This window comes from Kitasatospora sp. NPDC048662, assembly GCF_055587065.1.
This window is the reverse complement of record NZ_JBVJHA010000002.1, coordinates 740994-758433: the sequence shown is the minus strand read 5'-3', so window position 1 is coordinate 758433 and position 17440 is coordinate 740994. Positions and strand designations below refer to the sequence as shown.

The 17440-nt window shown below is 75.2% G+C and carries 12 protein-coding genes; 9 read left to right on the top strand and 3 right to left on the bottom strand.

Going from position 1 to position 17440, the window contains the following annotated elements; translation table 11 throughout:
* Positions 1–156: 156 nt before the first annotated feature.
* The 8 genes from ACZ6R9_RS09350 to ACZ6R9_RS09315 all read left to right on the top strand — a co-directional run bounded on the left by ACZ6R9_RS09350 (position 157) and on the right by ACZ6R9_RS09315 (position 14371).
* The gene (locus ACZ6R9_RS09350; RefSeq protein ID WP_380479562.1) at positions 157–321 is read left to right on the top strand and encodes a hypothetical protein; all 165 of its coding nucleotides are present in this window, start codon (positions 157–159) and stop codon (positions 319–321) included.
* Between the two features lie 104 nt (positions 322–425).
* Complete coding sequence (locus ACZ6R9_RS09345; protein ID WP_465537422.1) at positions 426–1691, top strand: cytochrome P450; 1266 nt, start codon at positions 426–428, stop codon at positions 1689–1691.
* On the top strand, positions 1688–2479 hold the full coding sequence (locus ACZ6R9_RS09340) for a biotin/lipoyl-containing protein (RefSeq protein WP_380479566.1): 792 nt from the start codon (positions 1688–1690) through the stop codon (positions 2477–2479). Before ACZ6R9_RS09345 ends, ACZ6R9_RS09340 begins: the two co-directional genes overlap by 4 nt.
* Positions 2476–4986 (top strand): ATP-binding cassette domain-containing protein, encoded by a 2511-nt coding sequence (locus ACZ6R9_RS09335; protein ID WP_465537420.1) that lies wholly within the window; start codon positions 2476–2478, stop codon positions 4984–4986. Before ACZ6R9_RS09340 ends, ACZ6R9_RS09335 begins: the two co-directional genes overlap by 4 nt.
* A complete protein-coding gene (locus ACZ6R9_RS09330; RefSeq protein WP_465537419.1) occupies positions 4983–7259 on the top strand; it encodes an ATP-binding cassette domain-containing protein in 2277 nt (758 codons plus the stop codon). Before ACZ6R9_RS09335 ends, ACZ6R9_RS09330 begins: the two co-directional genes overlap by 4 nt.
* A gap of 1 nt (position 7260) precedes the next feature.
* On the top strand, positions 7261–10503 hold the full coding sequence (locus ACZ6R9_RS09325) for a type 2 lanthipeptide synthetase LanM (protein WP_465537417.1): 3243 nt from the start codon (positions 7261–7263) through the stop codon (positions 10501–10503).
* Positions 10504–10532: 29 nt separating this feature from the next.
* Positions 10533–12800 carry a TOMM precursor leader peptide-binding protein gene (locus ACZ6R9_RS09320; RefSeq protein WP_465537415.1) on the top strand — a complete coding sequence of 756 codons (2268 nt, stop codon included), beginning with the start codon at positions 10533–10535 and terminating at the stop codon, positions 12798–12800.
* A 53-nt stretch (positions 12801–12853) separates the two neighbouring features.
* A complete protein-coding gene (locus ACZ6R9_RS09315) occupies positions 12854–14371 on the top strand; it encodes a SagB family peptide dehydrogenase (RefSeq protein ID WP_465537413.1) in 1518 nt (505 codons plus the stop codon).
* A gap of 222 nt (positions 14372–14593) precedes the next feature.
* On the opposite strand, the gene ACZ6R9_RS09310 is transcribed toward ACZ6R9_RS09315, so the two are convergent.
* From ACZ6R9_RS09310 to ACZ6R9_RS09300, 3 genes are all read right to left on the bottom strand, one after another.
* The gene (locus ACZ6R9_RS09310; protein WP_380479576.1) at positions 14594–15289 is read right to left on the bottom strand and encodes a LuxR C-terminal-related transcriptional regulator; all 696 of its coding nucleotides are present in this window, start codon (positions 15287–15289) and stop codon (positions 14594–14596) included.
* Between the two features lie 34 nt (positions 15290–15323).
* A complete protein-coding gene (locus ACZ6R9_RS09305; protein WP_380479578.1) occupies positions 15324–15587 on the bottom strand; it encodes a hypothetical protein in 264 nt (87 codons plus the stop codon).
* A 237-nt stretch (positions 15588–15824) separates the two neighbouring features.
* Positions 15825–16151, bottom strand: a complete 327-nt coding sequence (locus ACZ6R9_RS09300) for a hypothetical protein (RefSeq protein WP_380479580.1) — start codon at positions 16149–16151, stop codon at positions 15825–15827.
* A gap of 277 nt (positions 16152–16428) precedes the next feature.
* On the opposite strand from ACZ6R9_RS09300, the gene ACZ6R9_RS09295 reads away from it, so the two are divergent.
* The gene (locus tag ACZ6R9_RS09295) at positions 16429–17439 is read left to right on the top strand and encodes a LuxR C-terminal-related transcriptional regulator (protein ID WP_465537410.1); all 1011 of its coding nucleotides are present in this window, start codon (positions 16429–16431) and stop codon (positions 17437–17439) included.
* Position 17440 lies beyond the last annotated feature (1 nt).

The window sequence follows — 17440 nt, the reverse complement described above, 5'->3', positions numbered from 1 at the left end:
ACTGCACGGGTTTTCGGAACTCGGTCATAGTTGAGACATCGCCGAGAGCGGAACCGGAGAAAGCGAAACCGGGAAAGCGAAAAGGGCGAGAAAAGAACAGACCGAGGTGACCGACCCGAGAAGCGGGTCGGCGCCGCGAAACCGAGGGAGATTCCCATGGCCGAGAACCAGATCAACAAGGACGAGCAGTTCGACATCGAGGTCGAGGAGCTGGACACCGTCAACGGTGGCGTCTCCGTCTCCTCCCTGTTCTGCGCCGCCTGCCCGGTGTCGAGCTTCGGCTCGATCTCCAACTCCGCCGCCGAGGTCGCCGCCGAGTAATTCGGGTCCTGTGCGGGGGTGGTCCGCTCTCCGGCGGCCCACCCCCGCACCCCACCCGGCCCCAACCACCCAGTCGCACCGCCAGATTGAAGGAGAGCCGGGCCATGGACAGCCTCCGGCACGAGCTGACGCGGTTCATCCAGCAGCCCGCCGCTCAGCAGGACCCACCCGCGTTGTACCGCCGGCTGCTGACCGAGGCGCCCGTCCTGGACCTCGGCCCGCTGTACGTGGTCTCCGGGCACCAGGAGATCCTCACCGTCCTGATGAACCCCGGCAGTCACGTGGACCCGACCGCGGTCGGACTGCCCCGGGCGGGCAACACCGCCCTGCTCAAGGTGGTCAACCGGATGCTGCCGATGCGCGACGGCGCCGACCACACCCGGCTCAAGCGGCTCGCCACCGCCGCGTTCAGCCACCGCCGGCTGGAGCAGATGCGCGAGCGGATCGAGACCACCGCTGCCCGGCTGCTCGCCCCGCTGATCGCCTCCGGCTCCTTCGAGCTCGTCGCCGACCTGGCCGTCCCGCTGCCGGTCGCCGTCTCCTGCGCCATCCTCGACGTCCCCGACTCCGAGCACGACCGGATCACCGGCTGGGCCGCGCTGGTCGCCCGCTCCCTGCTTGCCGCCCCGCCCACGGCCGGGGGCTCGCAGGACGCTGGCGGGGGCTCGCAGGACCCTGACGGGGAGGTCGAGTTCGCCGAATTCCGGTCCTACGTCGAGGAGTTGTGCGCGTCCCGGGCCGCCGACCCCGGCGAGGATCTGATCAGCCGGCTGACCGTCGCGCGCGGTGAGGGCCGACTGGACAGCGAGGAACTGCTCGCCTTCGTGGTGATGCTGCTCGCCAACGGACTGGAGACACTCACCTCCGGACTCGCCCTCGCCGCCTGGGAGTTGATCCACACGCCCGGCCTGGCCGCGCGCGTCCGCGCGGAACCCGCGCTCGCCGCCGCCGTGTTCGACGAGGCCCAGCGCCTCGGCAGCCCGGTGCGGGCCAGCGCGCGGGCCCTCACCCGCGAGGTCGTGCTCGGCGACACCGTCCTCCCGGCCGGCAGCGTCGCCATGCTGCTGTACGCCGCCGCCAACCGGGACCCGCGACGCTACGCCGACCCCGACCGCTTCGACCCGGACCGGCCCGAGCGCCAGCACCTCGCGTTCGGCCACGGCCCGCACCACTGCCTCGGCGCCCCGCTCTCGCTGATCGCGGGCGCGGCCGTGCTGCGCGGCCTCGCCGAGGCGGACGCCGTACGGGAGTTGAGCACCACCCTGACCGACGCCACCGCCCGCCGCCACGAACAGTTCGCCTTCGGCGGGGTGCGCGAGCTGCCGGTGGCCTGCCCGCCGCGGACCGAGCTTGCGGAGGTGGCGGCGTGAGCGCCGTGACGCAGCCCCGTACGGAGCAGGGGCCGCAGACCGCCGCCGTCGCCGCCGCGCGGGCCGCCGCCGTGCTGGAGCCCGGACTCGACCAGCCGGTGCGGCTGATCGGCGCCCGCCTGTGGCTGGCCGGTGCCGCGCTGGTGCTGGCCGTCGGGGCGGGCGCGGGCTGGGCGGTGTGGGGCACCCTCCCGAACACCCTGACCGTGCACGCGGTCGCCGCGCACGGCACCGCGCCGGTGCGGGTCTTTGCCGAGCACCCCGGCAGCCTGCTCGCCTTCCGGGTCCGCCCCGGCCAGCAGGTGACGTCCGGCCAGGTGCTGGCGCAGCTCGCCGGCCCGGACGGGACGAGCGAACTGACGGCCCCCGCCGCCGGCACGGTGAGCGCCCTGCTGGCCGCGCCCGGCGCCCAACTCGCCCCCGGCACACCCGTCCTGGCGCTGGACCGGGCCGACGCACCGGCCACCGTCCGGCTGCTGCTCACCGATCCGAAGGACGCGGCGAAGCTCGCCCCCGGCCGGCGCGTGCTGGTGCCGGTGCCCGGCGGGGGAACGGCCGACGCGGTCCTCGACCGGATCGACCCGCTCCCCGTCCGCGCCGACACCCTCGACGGCACCCTGCCCGTCGCCGTCCCCGGTCTGCCCACCGGCTCCGCCCCCGTCTGGGTGGCGTACGCCCACCTGCCGCAGGACCTCCCGTTGGCCGGCCCGCTGGCCCTGGACGTCCGGGTCGATCTCGGCAGCCGCCACCCGTACCAGGCCGTCCTCGGGAAGGAGGCCAAGCGATGAAGCCCACCGCGGCCGACACCGTGGAGCCGCCCACGACGGCGCAGCGCGACACCGGCGGTGCCGCGGCCCCCGGGCCGGCCGAACCGTCCAGGAAGTCGGCGGCCAAGCGCCGCCGCTACCTCCGCACGCCCGTCGTCCCGCAGATGGAGGAACAGGACTGCGGGGCCGCCTGCCTGGCCGTGGTGCTGGGGGCGTTCGGGCGGCGGGTGACCCTGAACGAGGCGTCCCGGGCCTGCGGGGTCAGCCGGGACGGGGTGAGCGCGGCCGCGGTCGCGCGGGCCGCCGGGCGGTACGGGCTGCTGGCCCGGGGGCGCCGGGTGGTGCGCCGGGACGACCGGCTGGCCGGTCTCGGGGAGGTGCCGGTGCCGTCGATGGTGCTGGTGACCGGACCGCACTTCGCGGTGTTCGAGGGCGTCAAGCGCGGCCGGGTGTACCTCAACGACCCGTCGCTGGGCTCCTATTCGGCCACCCCGGCGGAGTTCTGGGACTCCTTCGCGGGCATCGCCGTCGGCTTCGAACCCGGCCCGGACTTCGAACGCGGCGGCCGCCGCTTCCCGCTGCTGCGTGCCCTCGGCGCGCGCCTGCGGCCCTACGCCGGGCCGCTGCTGGCCGCCGTGCTGGTCGGCATGCTGATGACGGTGCCGGGCGTGGCGGGCGCGTTCCTGCTGCGCAGCTACCTCGCGGCGGTGGTGAACGGCGGCGCGTCCGGCTGGGCGGTGCCGCTCACCCTGGCCGGGCTGTCCGTCGCCGGGCTGGTACTGGCCGGCAACCGGCTGCGGTCCGCGCTGGTCAACCGGGTGCTGGAGGCGATGGCCGCCCGCAGCTCCGCCGCGTTCCTGTGGAAGATGCTCCGGCTGCCGGGCGCGTTCTTCCACCGCCGGCAGCTCGGCGGGCTGGTCACCCGGGTGCAGCTCAACGACGGCCTGGCGAACCTGCTGTCCTACCGGGTCGCGGGTGCGGCGTCCTCGCTGGCCGCCGCCGCCGTGCACCTGGGCGCGCTGCTCTGGCTGGCGCCGAAGCTCGCCGCGATCCCGGTCGCGGTGGCCGCACTGGACGCGCTCGCGCTGCGCTCCGCCGACCGGCGGCGCGGCGGCATGATCCACCGGCTGCACGCCGAAGGGCACAAGCGCGACGGGGTGGCGTTCGCCGGGGTGTCGGCGATCGAGACCGTCAAGGCGGAGGGCGCGGAGGACGCGCTGTTCCGGTCCTGGGCGGGCTGGCAGGCCCGGGCCGCGCACACCGGCCAGCGGGTCGCCGAGACCGTCCTGGTGCCGCTCTCGCTGCCCGGCGCGCTCAACTCGGCCGCCGCCGCCGTCGCCGTGGTCGCCGGAACGGCACTGCTGCTGGCCGGCTCGCTCACCTTCGGCACCCTGCTGGCGTTCCTGCTGCTGCTCAACGGGTTTCTCCTGCCGGTCTCCCAACTGGTCGGCATCGGAAGCGAATTCACTGTGGCCCGGGCGCAGAACGCGCTGCTGGAGGACATCGGGACCAGTGAGGTCGATCCGTACCTCGCGCCGGTGCTCGACAGCCCCGCCGAACCGGTCCGGCTGCGCGGCGAACTGGAGCTGCGCGACCTGGAGTTCGGCTACGACCCGAACCGGCCGCCCGCGCTCTCCGGCATCTCGCTGCGGATCGCCCCCGGCGAATGGGTCGCCGTGGTCGGCGGCTCCGGCAGCGGCAAGTCCACGCTGGCCCGGCTGGCCGCGGGCGTCCTGCGCCCCTGGAAGGGCGAGGTGCTGCTCGACGGGCGACCCCGCGACGACTGGCACCGGGGCGTCGTCACCAGTCAAGTCGCCTACGTAGAGCAGCAGTTGCGGCTCTTCGAGGGCACCGTCCGGGAGAACCTGACGCTCTGGGACCCGGCCGCCGGCGAGGACGCCCTGCACCGGGCCCTCGCCGACGCGGAGGCTGCCGAACTCGTCCGCAGGCGCGGCGGGTTGGACGCCCGGATCGACGAGGACGCCCGCAACTGGTCCGGCGGCGAACGCCAACGCCTGGAGATCGCACGGGCGTTGGCGTTGGACCCGGCCCTGGTCGTGCTCGACGAGGCGACCAGCGCACTCGACGCGCACACCGAGGCCGCCGTCAACGAGCACCTGCGCCGCCGCGGCATCAGCTGCCTGGTGCTGGCTCACCGCCTCAGCACCATCCAGGCCGCCGATCGCGTCGTGGTCATCCAGGGCGGCCGCATCGTCCAGCAGGGCCCGCCCGCCGAGCTCGCCGAACAGCCCGGCCCGTACCGGGAGTTGCTGCGCGAGGCCGGCCGGAAGGCCGGGGCGGCCGAAGGTGCGGCGCCCGTGCCCGGCGAGAAGCCGGGGCGGAAAGCCGGCCCGAGCCCGAGCGGCGAGGCCGCCGCGCCGCCGCGCAAGGCCCGGCCGCAGGCCGCGTCCACCACCGGAGCCCGCCGCGCCCGCCGAGCGGCCTCGGCCGAACCCGGCAGCGGCGCAGGCAAGCCGGCGCGCCGCACCACCACCCGCACTCCCGCCCGAACGGAGGGTCAGGCATGAGCAGCACCGTCACCGCACCCGCCGACGCCGCCCGCCGGGCCGGCGCACAGACCGCCGCGGCGGACACCGAGCGCGACCCGGCGGCCCGGGTCGACGCCACCGCGGCAGCCAACCGGACCGCACTCGCGGCCGCGTTGGCCGAACTGGGAACCGCCGCCACCACCGGCCCGCACACCCTCCCGCGCCGCGGCGACACCTCGCCGATCGCGCCGCGCCACCGCGCGGACCAGGCGCGGGAGGTGCTGCGGGCACTGGGAGTGGCCGTTCCCGAGGAGATCCCCGCCGCCGTGCGGGACGCCGCCGATCCGGTCACCGCGCTGCTGCGCCGGGCCGGGGTGCGCTGGCGGCCCGTGACGCTGGACGGCGGGGACGAACGCGGCACGGCCGGACCGATGGTGGCGTTCGCCGCCGAGGACGGCCGGCCGATCGCCCTGATCCCCCGGGCCGGGCGGCACCGCCGCCTCGACCCGGGCTCCGCACGGGCCTCGGCCCGAGCGGATCGCGCACCAGCCCTTGGCCGCCAGGCGCTGCTGCTGTACCCGCCGTTGCCACCGGGTCGCCCGACCCCGGGAGCCCTGCTGCGTTTCGCCCTCGCCGTGCCCGGTGCCCGCCGGGACCTCGCGGTGCTGAGCGTGGCGGGGCTGTTCTCGGCGCTGCTCGGCCTGCTCGTCCCGCTGTCCACCGGAGTGCTGCTGCCCGGCCTGCTGCTGGCCGAACGGCACCCGGTGCGCTGGCTGGCCGTGCTGCTGGGCTCCGCGGTGGTGGCGTCCTGGCTGCTCACGCTGGTCCGCAACACCGCGGCCGTCCGGCTCACCAGCCGGGTGCAGCACGCGCTCGAACCCGCCGTCTGGGACCGGCTGCTGGCCCAGGACGCGCGGTTCTTCCGCGACTTCACCACGGGTGATCTGGTGCACCGGGCGAACGCGGTGGCGCAGGCCCGGCAGGCCCTCTCGGAGGTCCTGGTGGGAGCCGTCCTGGGGGCGGTGTTCGCCGTCACCGGTCTGACGGTGCTGCTGCTGGTGGACTGGCGGCTCGGCGGGCTGCTGCTGCTCGCCGTGCTGGCGGTGACGGCCGTGCTGCTGCTGCTCGGCCGTCGCCGCCAGGAGTTCGAGTCGCAGGTGTTCGAGGCGCACGGGCAGCTCCAAGGGGTGCTGTACGGGCTGCTGCTGGGCATCGACAAGATCCAGACCGCCGGACGGGAGATCCAGGCCTTCGCCCGCTGGGCGACCCCGTTCGCCGGACAGAAGCGCGCCGACGCCGCCGCGATGCGCTCCGACGCCACCGCCGGGGCGCTGACCACCGCGCTTCAGCCGCTGCTGCTGGCGGTGCTGCTGGCGGGGGCGACCTTCGGCCCGACCCCGGAGGCCGGGCACCTGGTCGCGGCGGGTGTGGCGGCCGGGCAGGTCGCCCTGGCGCTCGGCCAGCTCACCAGTGCGGCGGCCGGCGCGTTCGGCGTCGCCCCCGTGCTGGAGCGGCTGCGCCCGATCCTCGCCGAGCCGGCCGCCGCGGAGACCAACCGCTCCGGGCAGCTCGCCGACCCCGGCCGCCTGAAGGGCCGACTCGCCCTGGAGAACGTCACGTTCCGCTACCCGGGCAGCGCCCTGCCCACGCTCGACGGGGTGTCGCTGCACGCCGAGCCCGGCGAGTTCGTCGCCGTGGTCGGGCCGTCCGGGGCGGGCAAGTCCACCCTGATCCGGCTGCTGCTCGGCTTCGAGCAGCCCGAGTCCGGCGCGGTCCGCTACGACGGCCGCGAACTCGCCACGCTGGACGCCCGGTTGGTGCGCAGACAGGTCGGATCGGTGCTCCAGCACGGCCGGATGCTGCGCGGCTCGCTGCTGGAGAACCTGGCCGGCGCCGACCCCGACATCGACCAGGACCGGATCTGGCACGCCGCCGAACTGGCCGGAATCGCCGAGGAGTTGCGCGCCCTGCCGATGGGGCTCGGCACCCGGGTCGGCGAGGACGCGCAGGGCTTCTCCGGCGGCCAGGTGCAACGCCTGCTGCTGGCCCGCGCACTGGTCCGCGACCCCGCCGTGCTGCTGCTCGACGAGGCCACCTCCGCACTCGACAACGCCACCCAGCAGCGGGTCGCCGACGCCGTCGCCGGCCTCGACCGCACCCGCCTGGTGATCGCTCACCGACTGAGCACCATCCGCACCGCCGACCGGATCTGCGTGCTGGACCGGGGACGGGTGTCCGCCGAGGGCACCTACCGCGAACTGCTCGGCACCGACCCGCTGTTCACCCGACTCGCCCGCTTCCAGGAGATGTGAGATGTCGCTCGACGTGCAGACCTGGCTCCGCACCGCCAAAGGCCCCGGCCCCGCGGCCCCGGCCACCGCCCTGCTGCCCGACCTCCCCGGCGCCGACGAACGGCTGCGCGCCGTGATCGCCGCCGCCGCGAGCTTCGAGGAACGCGCCGCCGCCCGCGACGACGGACAGGCCCTGTTCGTCCCCGACCCGGCCGAGGACCGGCGCAGCCGCGCCGCCGCCGTGGAGACCTGGCTGCGCCGCGCCGCCGGCGACCAGCGCTCGGCCGGGGTGCTGCTCGACCACCTCGCCGAGACCGGCCGCCCGCTGGGCGAGGGCCTGCGCCGGGTCCGCCTCGCCGACCCCGCGAAGCTGCCCTCCTGGGCGTACCCGCTGGCCGTGTTCCTGCGCGCCCAGAGCGCCGGGTCCGCCACCGGCCCGGGCGCGATCGCCGCCGGGTTCGTGGCCGCCGCCGACGCGCTGCTGCCCGCCGGTGACGGCACGATCCTCGGCGTCCCCGTCACCGAAAAGGGCCGCGCCGACGTGGTCGGCACCCTGACCGGCCGCCTGGTCGAGGTCGCCAACCTGACCCTCTGCCAGGAGTTCCAGCTCGCCACTGGCCGCCCCCGCGCCGCCAGTTGGGACGCCGAGGGCGGCCCCGACGCCTCCACCGCGGGCTGGCTGGCCCGGCTGGAGCGGCTGCCCGCGCTGGCGTACCTGCTCGGCACCGTCTGCCGGCAGTGGCAGGAGATGTACACCGAGCTGTTCGCCCGCCTCGCCGCCGACCGCACCAGCCTGGTCGAGGAGATGTGGCACGGCGCCGACCCGGGCGCGCTGGACGCGGTGCACGGCGACGCGGGCGACCGGCACGCCCAGGGCCGCTCGGTGGCACTGCTGCGCTTCGAGTCCGGCGCGGGCGTGGTCTACAAGCCCAAGGACATGCGGCACGCCACCGCTTTCCTCGGCCTGGTCGAACGCCTCAACCGGGAACTCTCCCTGGACCTGCCGCTGCGCACCGTGCTGGTCCGCTCCGACCGCGGCGACGACGGCCACGGCGCCTCGCTCAGCACCGACTGCTCCGGCGACTACGGCTGGGAGGAACTCGTCCCGTCCCGCGAGTGCGCCGACCCGGCGGGCTTCGCCCGGTTCTACCGCCGCCTCGGCATGACCATCCGCCTGGTGCAGCTGCTCGAAGGCCGCGACATGTGGGCGGACAACCTGCTCGCCGACGGCGAGCACCCCGTCCTGATCGACCTGGAGTGCCTGCTCTACCCGCGCGTCCAGAACCCCCCGGTGCTGAAGGAGGCCCAGCACGCGCTGCTGGACGAGCTGGAGACCACCGTGGTGCGCACCGCGATGGCTTTCCAGCCGTGGACGCCGGCCGGGCGCACCGACGCCCTCGACATCGGCTGCCTGTCCCGGGTCGGCAGCCTGGAGATCGTCCCCGGCGTGCCCGCGCTGCCCATCACCGCCTACCGTCCGGTGCACGACGGCCGGTCGGCCGACCCGTGGGAGTACACCGACGAGGTGGTCGAGGGCTACCGCGAGATGCACGCCGCGCTGTACCGGCTGCGCGCCGAACTCGCCGACCCGGCAGGGCCGTTGAGCGGGTTCCGGGGCGTCTGGGTGCGCTACATCTGGCGCCACACCTGGGACGGCTACAAGATCCTGCGGGCCTCCACCAGCCCGCTCGCACTGGACGACGGCGCCACCCGGGAGACCGTCATCGCCGGCGCGCTGCGCGGCGCCGTCACCGCCCGCTCCGGGGACACGGACCGCGGCGACCTGCTGGAGGTGGTGCTCGCCGAGCTCGACTCCTTCCGCACCCTGGACATTCCGTTCTTCCGCTCGCTGACCACCTCCTCCTCGGTGTTCACCGCCGACGGCCGGGAGATCCCCGGGCACTTCCGCTCCACCGGCTGGCAGCGCCTCCAGCAGCGGGTCGCCGAACTCGACGGCTTCGACCTGGACACCCAGGTCGCGGTGCTGTCGGGCTGCATCGACGCCGCCCGGGCCGGCACCGAGCAGCCGCCCGGGAAGCCGCTCCGGCCGCTGGCGGCGGCCGAACCGCCCACCCCCGGCGAGCTGCTCGCCGAGGCCGTCGCGGTCGGCGACCGGATCCTCGCCGCCCGGCGCGGCACCGGCTGGGTCGCCCAGGGCTGGTACCCGGGCACCGGCCTGCGGCAGGTCGAGGTGCTCGGCCCCGACCTGACCTCCGGCACCCTCGGCATCGGCCTCTTCCTCGCCGAACTCTGGTCCGCCACCGGCGAACCGCGCTTCCACCGGGCCGCGCACCACCTGCTCGCCGACGCCGCCGCGCTGATCGACCCGCAGGAGCCGAAGGCGTTCGTGTTCGCCGGCGACTCCCGGCTCGCCTCCGGTGCACCCGTCCCCGGCGGGTTCTTCGGCCCCGGTGCGATCATCCACGGCCTGGCCCGCGGCGGACTGCTGCTCGGCGAGACGGACTTCCTCACCGCCGCCCAGGCCCTGGTGCCCGGCGCACTGTCGGTCGCCGAGTCCGCGTCCAACCGGCCCGGCCGCCCGGTGAAGGTCCCGCACGGCGACCTGCCGCTCGGCACCGCAGGCCTGCTGCTCAACCTGCTCCGGCTGCGCCGGGCCGGCGGCAGCCACCCCGACACCGACGCCGCGATCCGCACCCTGGCCGCCACCGCGCTCGACCGGTTCGGCGACCAGGCACCGGCGTTCGACTTCCTGGAGCTCGTCCCCGGCGGACCCGACTCGATCGCCGTCGCCCTGGCCCGCACCGTCGCCGAGGCCCCCGCGCTGCTCGACGACCCCGAGGCCGTCCGGGCCCGGCTGCGCGCACACCGCTTCGCCACCGGCACCGGATCCGGCCGCCTCGCCTGCCTGGACACCGCCGTCTCGCTCGGCGCCGACGCCGTGGCCGGCGCCGACCTGGCCGCGCTCGCCCCGCCCGTCACCGGCCCCGAACTCGCCGCGCTCACCGGCCGCGCGCTGCTCTCCGCCGCCACCGAGGCACTCACCGCCGCCGAGGCCGGACTCGTCCACACCCTGCCGGAAGAGGTCGAGGCCCTGCTGCCCGGCCCGTTCTACGACGGCCGGGAGGCCGCCGCCCTGATGGTCCGCGACCTGCTCACCCGTTACCGCCTGCACGGCACCTGGTTCCCCGACCGGGCCGTGCACGACGCCGTCAACCTCGGCGCGCTGGACGGCACCGTCGCCGTCGGCCTGCTGCTGCTGCGCCTGCACGACGCCTCCGCCGCCCCGCTCGCCACCCTGCGCTGACCGCGCGCCGCTTCGAGGAGTAACCCGCCATGTCCGAACTCATCGGCTTCAAACGCCACTTCACCCCGTACGTGATCGACGGCGAGGCCGTCTACCTGGTCTCCGAACGCGGCGTCTCGGTGGTCGACGGCAAGCTCGCCCAAGCCCTCGCCCCGCTGCTGGACGGCACCCGCACCGCCGAACAGATCGGCGCCGCCCTCGACGGCACCGTGCCCGCCGACAAGATCGGCGCGGGCGTCGACAAGCTCCGGGCCGGCGGCTGGATCACCGCGGCCGACCCCGCCACCGACCGCCCCGGCGCGGCCTTCTTCGAGATGGCCGGGCAGGACGGCGACGCCGCGATGACCGCCCTGCGCAGCTCGACCGTCCGGGTCGAGGTGTACGGCGACCTCGACACCGGCCCGTTCCTCGCCGCGCTGACCGCCGCCGGGGTGACGGTCGACCAGGACGCCGAGTTCACCGTCGCCCTCACCGACGACTACCTGCACCCCGGCCTCGCCGAACGAAACCGGCGCGCCCTCGCCGACGGCCGGCCCTGGCTGCTGGCCCGCCCGGTCGGCTCCATCGTCTGGGTCGGGCCGGTGTTCAGCCCCGACCTGCCCGAGACGGAAGGGTCGGGCTGCTGGGAGTGCCTGACCCACCGCCTGTCCGCCAACCGCACCTCGCTCAGCTACCTCCAGCACCGCCTCGGCCAGGACCAACCGATCTCCACCGCCGGCGCCCACCTGCCCGCCACCCTGGCGCTCGGCACCCAGCTCGCCGCACTGGAGACCGCCAAGTGGCTGGCCGGCGCCCGCCCCGTGCAGCCCGCCGTCACCACCCTGGACACCGTGCTGCTGGAGAGCGAGAAGCACACCCTGGTCCGCCGCCCGCAGTGCGCGGCCTGCGGGGACGACACGATGGTGAGCCGCCGTCAGCTCGCGCCCGTCGCCTTCGAATCCCGCCCCAAGGCGTTCACCGCCGACGGCGGACACCGCTCCGCCGCGCCCGAGGACATGCTGGAGAAGTACCGCCCCCAGCTCAGCCCGATCACCGGCGTGGTCACCGCCCTGGTCCCCGCCGCCCGCACCCCCACCGGCCTGCGGGTCTACGTCTCCGGGCAGAACCTGGCCCGGCAGAGCGGCAACCTCAGACAACTGCGCACCGGCCTGCGCTCGATCAGCTGCGGCAAGGGCCGCACCGACATCCAGGCCCGGGCCTCCGCGCTCGGCGAGGCGATGGAACGCTTCTCCGGCGTCTTCCAGGGCGACGAGGCCCGCCGCACCGCCACCTTCGCCGAACTCGGCGACGCCGCCATCCACCCCGAGCGCACCCTGCTCTACTCCGCGAAGCAGTACGCCGAACGCGACCGCTGGAACGTCAAGCAGTCGATGTTCAACGTCGTCCCCGAGCCGTTCCGCACCGACGACCGGATCGAATGGTCCCCGGCATGGTCGCTGACCGAGCAGCGCCACCGCTGGCTGCCGACCCAGGCCATGTACTACGGCTACCGGCACGGCGGCCGGTTCTACGCCGCCGGCGACTCCAACGGCTGCGCCGCCGGCACCTCCTTCGAGGACGCCGTGCTCCAGGGCTTCTTCGAACTCGTCGAACGCGACGCCGTGGCGCTCTGGTGGTACAACCGCGTGCAGCGCCCCGCCGTGGACATGGACGCCTTCGGCGACCCGTACATCGACCAGCTCCGCGAGGTCTACCGCGGCCTGAACCGGGAGATCTGGACGCTCGACCTGACCGCCGACTTCGGCATCCCGGTGGTCGGCGCGTTCTCCCGCCGCACCGACGCCGCGCCCGGCTCCGGCACCAACGAGGACCTGCTGATCGCGTTCGGCGCGCACCTCGACCCGCACATCGCGCTCACCCGCGCCCTCACCGAGATGAACCAGTTCCTCGGCCCCGTCGTCGGCGACGAGCACGGCCGGGTCAACTACGCCGGCGCCGACCCCGAGCAGAAGGCCTGGTGGACCACCGCCACCCTCGCCAACCAGCCCCACCTGCGGCCCGACCCGAACGCCCCGCGCTCCACCCCCGCCAGCTGGCTCCCGCTCGCCGGGGCCGACCTCGCCGACGACCTGACACTCGTCCAGAAGATCGTCGAGGACCACGGCATGGAGTTCCTGGTCGCCGACCAGACCCGCCCCGACGTGGGGCTCCCCGTCGCCCGGGTGATCGTCCCCGGCATGCGGCACTTCTGGGCCAGGTACGCGCCCGGCCGGCTCTACGACGTCCCCGTCCGGCTCGGCTGGCTGGACACCCCGACCCCGGAGAGCGAGCTCAACCCGATTCCGATCTTCATCTGACCGACGCGCGGGGCAGCCGGGCCCGGCTGCCCCGCCCACCCGGGGAGGTACCCATGACCGTCATCGAACACCTGCCACCCGCCCCCACCACCGGGGGCCACCGCCCGCTCCGCCGCCTGCTCAGACTGCGCCCCGAGGTCGAGGTCATCGCCCAGGGCGCCGACGTCGAACTCGCCCACCCGTGGGGCCACCAGCGCGTCCACGCGCTCGGCGAGCGCACCGTCGCCGCACTGGGCGAACTCACCCGCACCGACGCCGACCTGGACACCCTCGCCCTCGACCAGGTCCGGCTGCTGAAGCTGCTCGAACGCTTCCCGTACCTGGTCACCACCACCGTCGCCGACCCGCTCGGCGCGCCCCTGGCCACCGCGGTGCCGATCGCCCGCTTCGCCGCCCTGCCCGGATTCGCCCGCCCCACCGGTCCGCTGGTGCTCTCCCGGTTCGCCTACCTGCGCCGGCTGCCCGACGGCAACGGCGAGTCCTGCGTCCTCGAATCGCCGATGGCCCCGTTCCGGCTGACCCTCCACCAGGCCTCCGCCGGGGCCTTCGTGGCGGCCCTCAGCACCTCCCGCACCGCCGAGGAGGCCGCCCTGCTCGCCGGAATGTCCGCCGACGAGGGCGAGGCACTGGCCGGACTGCTGGCCGGCGGCGGCTTCCTGGACGCCGGCCAGGGCGCCGAAGCCCCGCTCTGGGACTTCCACGACCTGCTGTTCCACGCCCGCAGCCGGGCCGGCCGGCACGACTACCCGGCCGGCGGCGTCTACGCCCACCAGGACGTCCCGCAACTGCCCGCCGTCTCCACCCCCGGCGCCCGCGAGGAGGGCGAGGGCATCGACCTGCCCGTCCCCGACTGGGACACCGTGGTCGCCCGCGACCCCGCGCTCAGCGAAGTACTGGAAGGCCGCCGCTCGGTCCGCACCTACGCCGAGACCCCGGTGACCCTCGACCAACTCGCCGAACTGCTCTACCGGGTGGCCCGGGTCCGCCGCATCATCCCCGGCGACCCCGCCGACCCGCACGGCTACGACGGCGTCGAACGCCCCTACCCCGCCGGCGGCGCCACCGGCGAACTGGAGGTCTACCTCTCGGTGGTCAAGTGCGTCGGACTCGAACCCGGCGTCTACCGGTACGACACGGCCGCCCACCGGCTGCGCCCCCGCCCGTTCCAACACCCCCGCGAGGAAGCCGCGTTCGGCGAACTCGTGACCGCCGCCTGGCGCGCCGCCGCGTGCAGCGTCGACCCGCAGGTGCTGCTCACCGTCACCAGCCGGTTCGGGCGGCTGTCCTGGAAGTACAGCCAGATCGCCTACGCACTGACCCTCAAGCACGTCGGCGTGCTCTACCAGACGCTCTACCTGGTGGCCACCGCGATGGGCCTGGGCCCCTGCGGCCTCGGCTCCGGCGACACCGACGCCGCCGCCCGGGCCCTCGGCCTCGACTGGACCGCCGAATCCTCCGTCGGCGAGTTCCTGATCGGCAGCCGCCCCGCCGGGGTGCCGCGCACCGCGCACGGCTTCGCCGACGTGGTGGACGCCGCCCGGGCCGGCCAGAGCCTCGGCGAGACCTTCTGAAACACCCGCACCGGACCGCCCGCACCGGACCGCCCGCACTGAAGCACCCGCACTGAAACACCTGCACTGAAGCGCCCGCACTGCAACACCTGCACCGAAGCACCCGCACGCACGCACACCTGCACCGAAGCACCCGCACGCACGCACGCCTGCGACCCGTCAGCGGGAATCTGACGGGTCGTCGGCGGGTCTGCGTGTCCTTCGGTTTCTGCTGAGGCCGGCCTACAGCCAGCCGCACTCGCGGGCGATCCGGATCGCGTCGCACCGGTTGCGCGCCCCGGTCTTGGCGATCGCCGCCGACACGTAGTTGCGCACCGTCCCCGGCGACAACGACAGCGCCGTCGCGGCCTCCTGCACCGTGCTGCCCTCGGCGATCTCGCCCAGCACCGCCAGCTCCCGGCGGCTGAGCGGCCCCGGCTGCCCGGTGGTGCGCACCACCTCCAGTACCAGCCGCGGGTCGTACACCCGCCCGCCGCGGGCCAGTTCGCGCACCGCCGCGATCAGCGCCGCCGCCTGCACGTCCTTCAGCAGCACCCCGGCCGCGCCCTCCACCAGCGCCCGCCGGCCCTGCGCCGTCCGCGGCAGGGCCGGCACCAGCAGCAGCACCGCGGTGCCCGGCGCGGCGTGCTGCAGGCGCCGCGCGGCGGCCGTCGGGTCCGGCTGCTCCGGGTCCACGCCGAGCACCGCGACCGCCGGGCGCACCCCGGACGCCGCCGTCGCGGCCTCCTCGCCGCCGACCGCCTCGGCGACCACCGCGAGGTCCTCCTCCCGGTCCAGCAGCGCCCCCAGCCCCGAGCGGAACAGGTGGTGCCGGTCGGCCAGCAGCACCCGGGTCGGGCTCGCCGCCGCTGCCGCGGCGAGCGGGAACGGGTGGGGCAGGGCCCGCTGCACCAGCGGGCGTTCCAGTGCGGTGGTCATCCGGACGCCTCCCCGGCTCTGCCGGCCGGCCCGGTCAGCCCCAGCCCCAGGTGCCGTCGTTGTGCGGGGGCTCGGTCGAGGTCGGGCTGCCGGACGGCGCCGGGGTGGGGGTCGGCCCGACCACGACGGCCTGCGAGCCCGCGTCGGCCGGCGGCTGCGGACCGTCCGCGACGGTGCCGTCCGCCGTGACCACCGCTCCCGGTCGGCTCGGTCCGGCCAGTTCGGCGGCGGTGGCGACGCCGCCGACCACCATCGCACCCAGAGCGACAATCGTGACAAAACGGATGTTCAGCGTCATGGGAGTGCCCGATCCTCTCGCGTTCGGCTGATCCCCGGGCTGCCGCCGGGGCATGTGTGGTGAACCGCCGTCAGGTCTCCGGTCCGATCCGCGGCCCCCGCCGGGGGCTGCTCCCGCGGTCTCGCACCGCCGTCCTGCCGACATCACCAAGAGTGGCCCGGACGGCACCTTCGCGTCAGCACCCGGAGCTGGCACGAGAGTGCCGTGACACCGAGCGGCCAGCTCGGTCTCGAAGCCTCAACTCCGCGCGCGGGCCTGCAACATGCCGAGCGCGATCCACGGATCCGCCTCGCAGCGCACCACCGCCCAGCCCGCCAGTGGCCCGCCCGCCTCCGCCAGCCCGCCCGCGCCCGCACGCAGCGCCCGCTCCGCGGCCAGCAAGGACGCGGCGGTCAGGAAACACACTGCCGCCAGCCCGTCCGGCCCGGTCAGCACCCGGGCGTGGCACACCCGGGCCCCGTCCAGCGGCAGCCGCAGCAGGGCCAGCCGGACCGGATCGGCCTCCATCGCCGCCCCGCCCGGGACGGGCCGCGGCGGGATCAGCTCCAGGCGGATCGCGTACACCCCCCCAGCGTGACAAACCCGGGCCCCCGCCGGAGGGCATCACGGGTGACACATATCCGCCTGGCACGAAAATGACAGTTGCCCGGCACCCTTCACGGTTCACCCACCCGTCCGCCAGAATCTCCGCAAGTCAGTTCCAGACCTGGCTCGGGTGGCAATCGCCTGACGCCAGATCAGGACGCTACCCGGGGGCAGCGCCGCGAACCGGCGCTTTGGAGGCCGAAATGAACAGAGCGACGCGCACCGGCACCGGACAGGACAGCCGGAAGACCGAGCGTTGACCGCCGGCGGCCCGATCGGGCTCGACGCCTTCGGCGAGGCCGTCTACCGGGCGATGCTGCTGCACCCCGACCTCGACACCGGCGGCCTCGCCGCCCACCTGGACAGCACCGAGACGGAGGTCTGCGCCGCCCTCGACCGCCTCGCCGACCTCGCCCTCACCCGCCCCACCAGCTGCGGAACCCGCTGGCGCGCCGTCAACCCGGAACGCGGACTGGCCGCCCTGCTCGCCCACCAGGAGGCCGAGGCCGCCCGCCGCCACCGCGAGATGGAACGCAGCCGGGTCGCGATGGCCGGCCTGATCGCCGAGTACGCCAGCCTGCACGCGCCCGGCGAACAGCGCGGCATCGAAATGCTCGCCAGCCTCGACCAGGTCCGCGACCGGCTGATCCAGCTCGCCTCCGACGCCACCGCCGAAGTGCTCGCCTTCGCCCCCGGCGGCCCGCAGCCCGCCCAGGTCATGGAGGCCAGCCGAACCCTTGACCAGGAGACCCTGGAACGCGGCGTCCGGATGCGAACCGTCTACCAGGACAGCGTCCGCAACGACCCCGCCACCGTCCAGTACGCCCGCTGGCTGCACGGCCTCGGCGGCGCCGTCCGCACCGCACCCACCCTGCCGCTGCGCATGATCGTGGTCGACAACGCCACCGCCATCGTCCCGATCGACCCCGAGGACCCCCGCAAGGGCGCCGTACTGCTCCAGAGCCCCGGCGTGGTCGCCGCCCTGCGCGCCCTGTTCGACCAGGTCTGGGACCACGCCCGCCCGCTCGGCGAATCCGCCCAGCGCGACCCGCACGGCCTCACCGGCCAGGAACGCGAACTGCTGCGCCTGCTCGCCGAAGGCCTCACCGACGAACGCGCCGGTCAGCGCCTGGGCGTCTCGCTGCGCACCGTGCGCCGGATGATGGCCGACCTGATGGTCCGGATGGACGCCCGCAGCCGCTTCCAGGCCGGCATCCACGTCGCCGCCCTCGGCTGGCTGGAGGCCGCCGAGGACATCCCGACCTGAC

Excerpts from the sequence above, each read along its gene's own strand:
- ACZ6R9_RS09350 (WP_380479562.1), top strand. The coding sequence starts at position 157 with ATGGCCGAGAACCAGATCAACAAGGACGAGCAGTTCGACATCGAGGTC.
- ACZ6R9_RS09345 (WP_465537422.1), top strand. The coding sequence starts at position 426 with ATGGACAGCCTCCGGCACGAGCTGACGCGGTTCATCCAGCAGCCCGCC.
- ACZ6R9_RS09335 (WP_465537420.1), top strand. The coding sequence starts at position 2,476 with ATGAAGCCCACCGCGGCCGACACCGTGGAGCCGCCCACGACGGCGCAG.
- ACZ6R9_RS09330 (WP_465537419.1), top strand. The coding sequence starts at position 4,983 with ATGAGCAGCACCGTCACCGCACCCGCCGACGCCGCCCGCCGGGCCGGC.
- ACZ6R9_RS09325 (WP_465537417.1), top strand. The coding sequence starts at position 7,261 with ATGTCGCTCGACGTGCAGACCTGGCTCCGCACCGCCAAAGGCCCCGGC.
- ACZ6R9_RS09320 (WP_465537415.1), top strand. The coding sequence starts at position 10,533 with ATGTCCGAACTCATCGGCTTCAAACGCCACTTCACCCCGTACGTGATC.
- ACZ6R9_RS09315 (WP_465537413.1), top strand. The coding sequence starts at position 12,854 with ATGACCGTCATCGAACACCTGCCACCCGCCCCCACCACCGGGGGCCAC.
- ACZ6R9_RS09310 (WP_380479576.1), bottom strand. The coding sequence starts at position 15,289 with ATGACCACCGCACTGGAACGCCCGCTGGTGCAGCGGGCCCTGCCCCAC.
- ACZ6R9_RS09305 (WP_380479578.1), bottom strand. The coding sequence starts at position 15,587 with ATGACGCTGAACATCCGTTTTGTCACGATTGTCGCTCTGGGTGCGATG.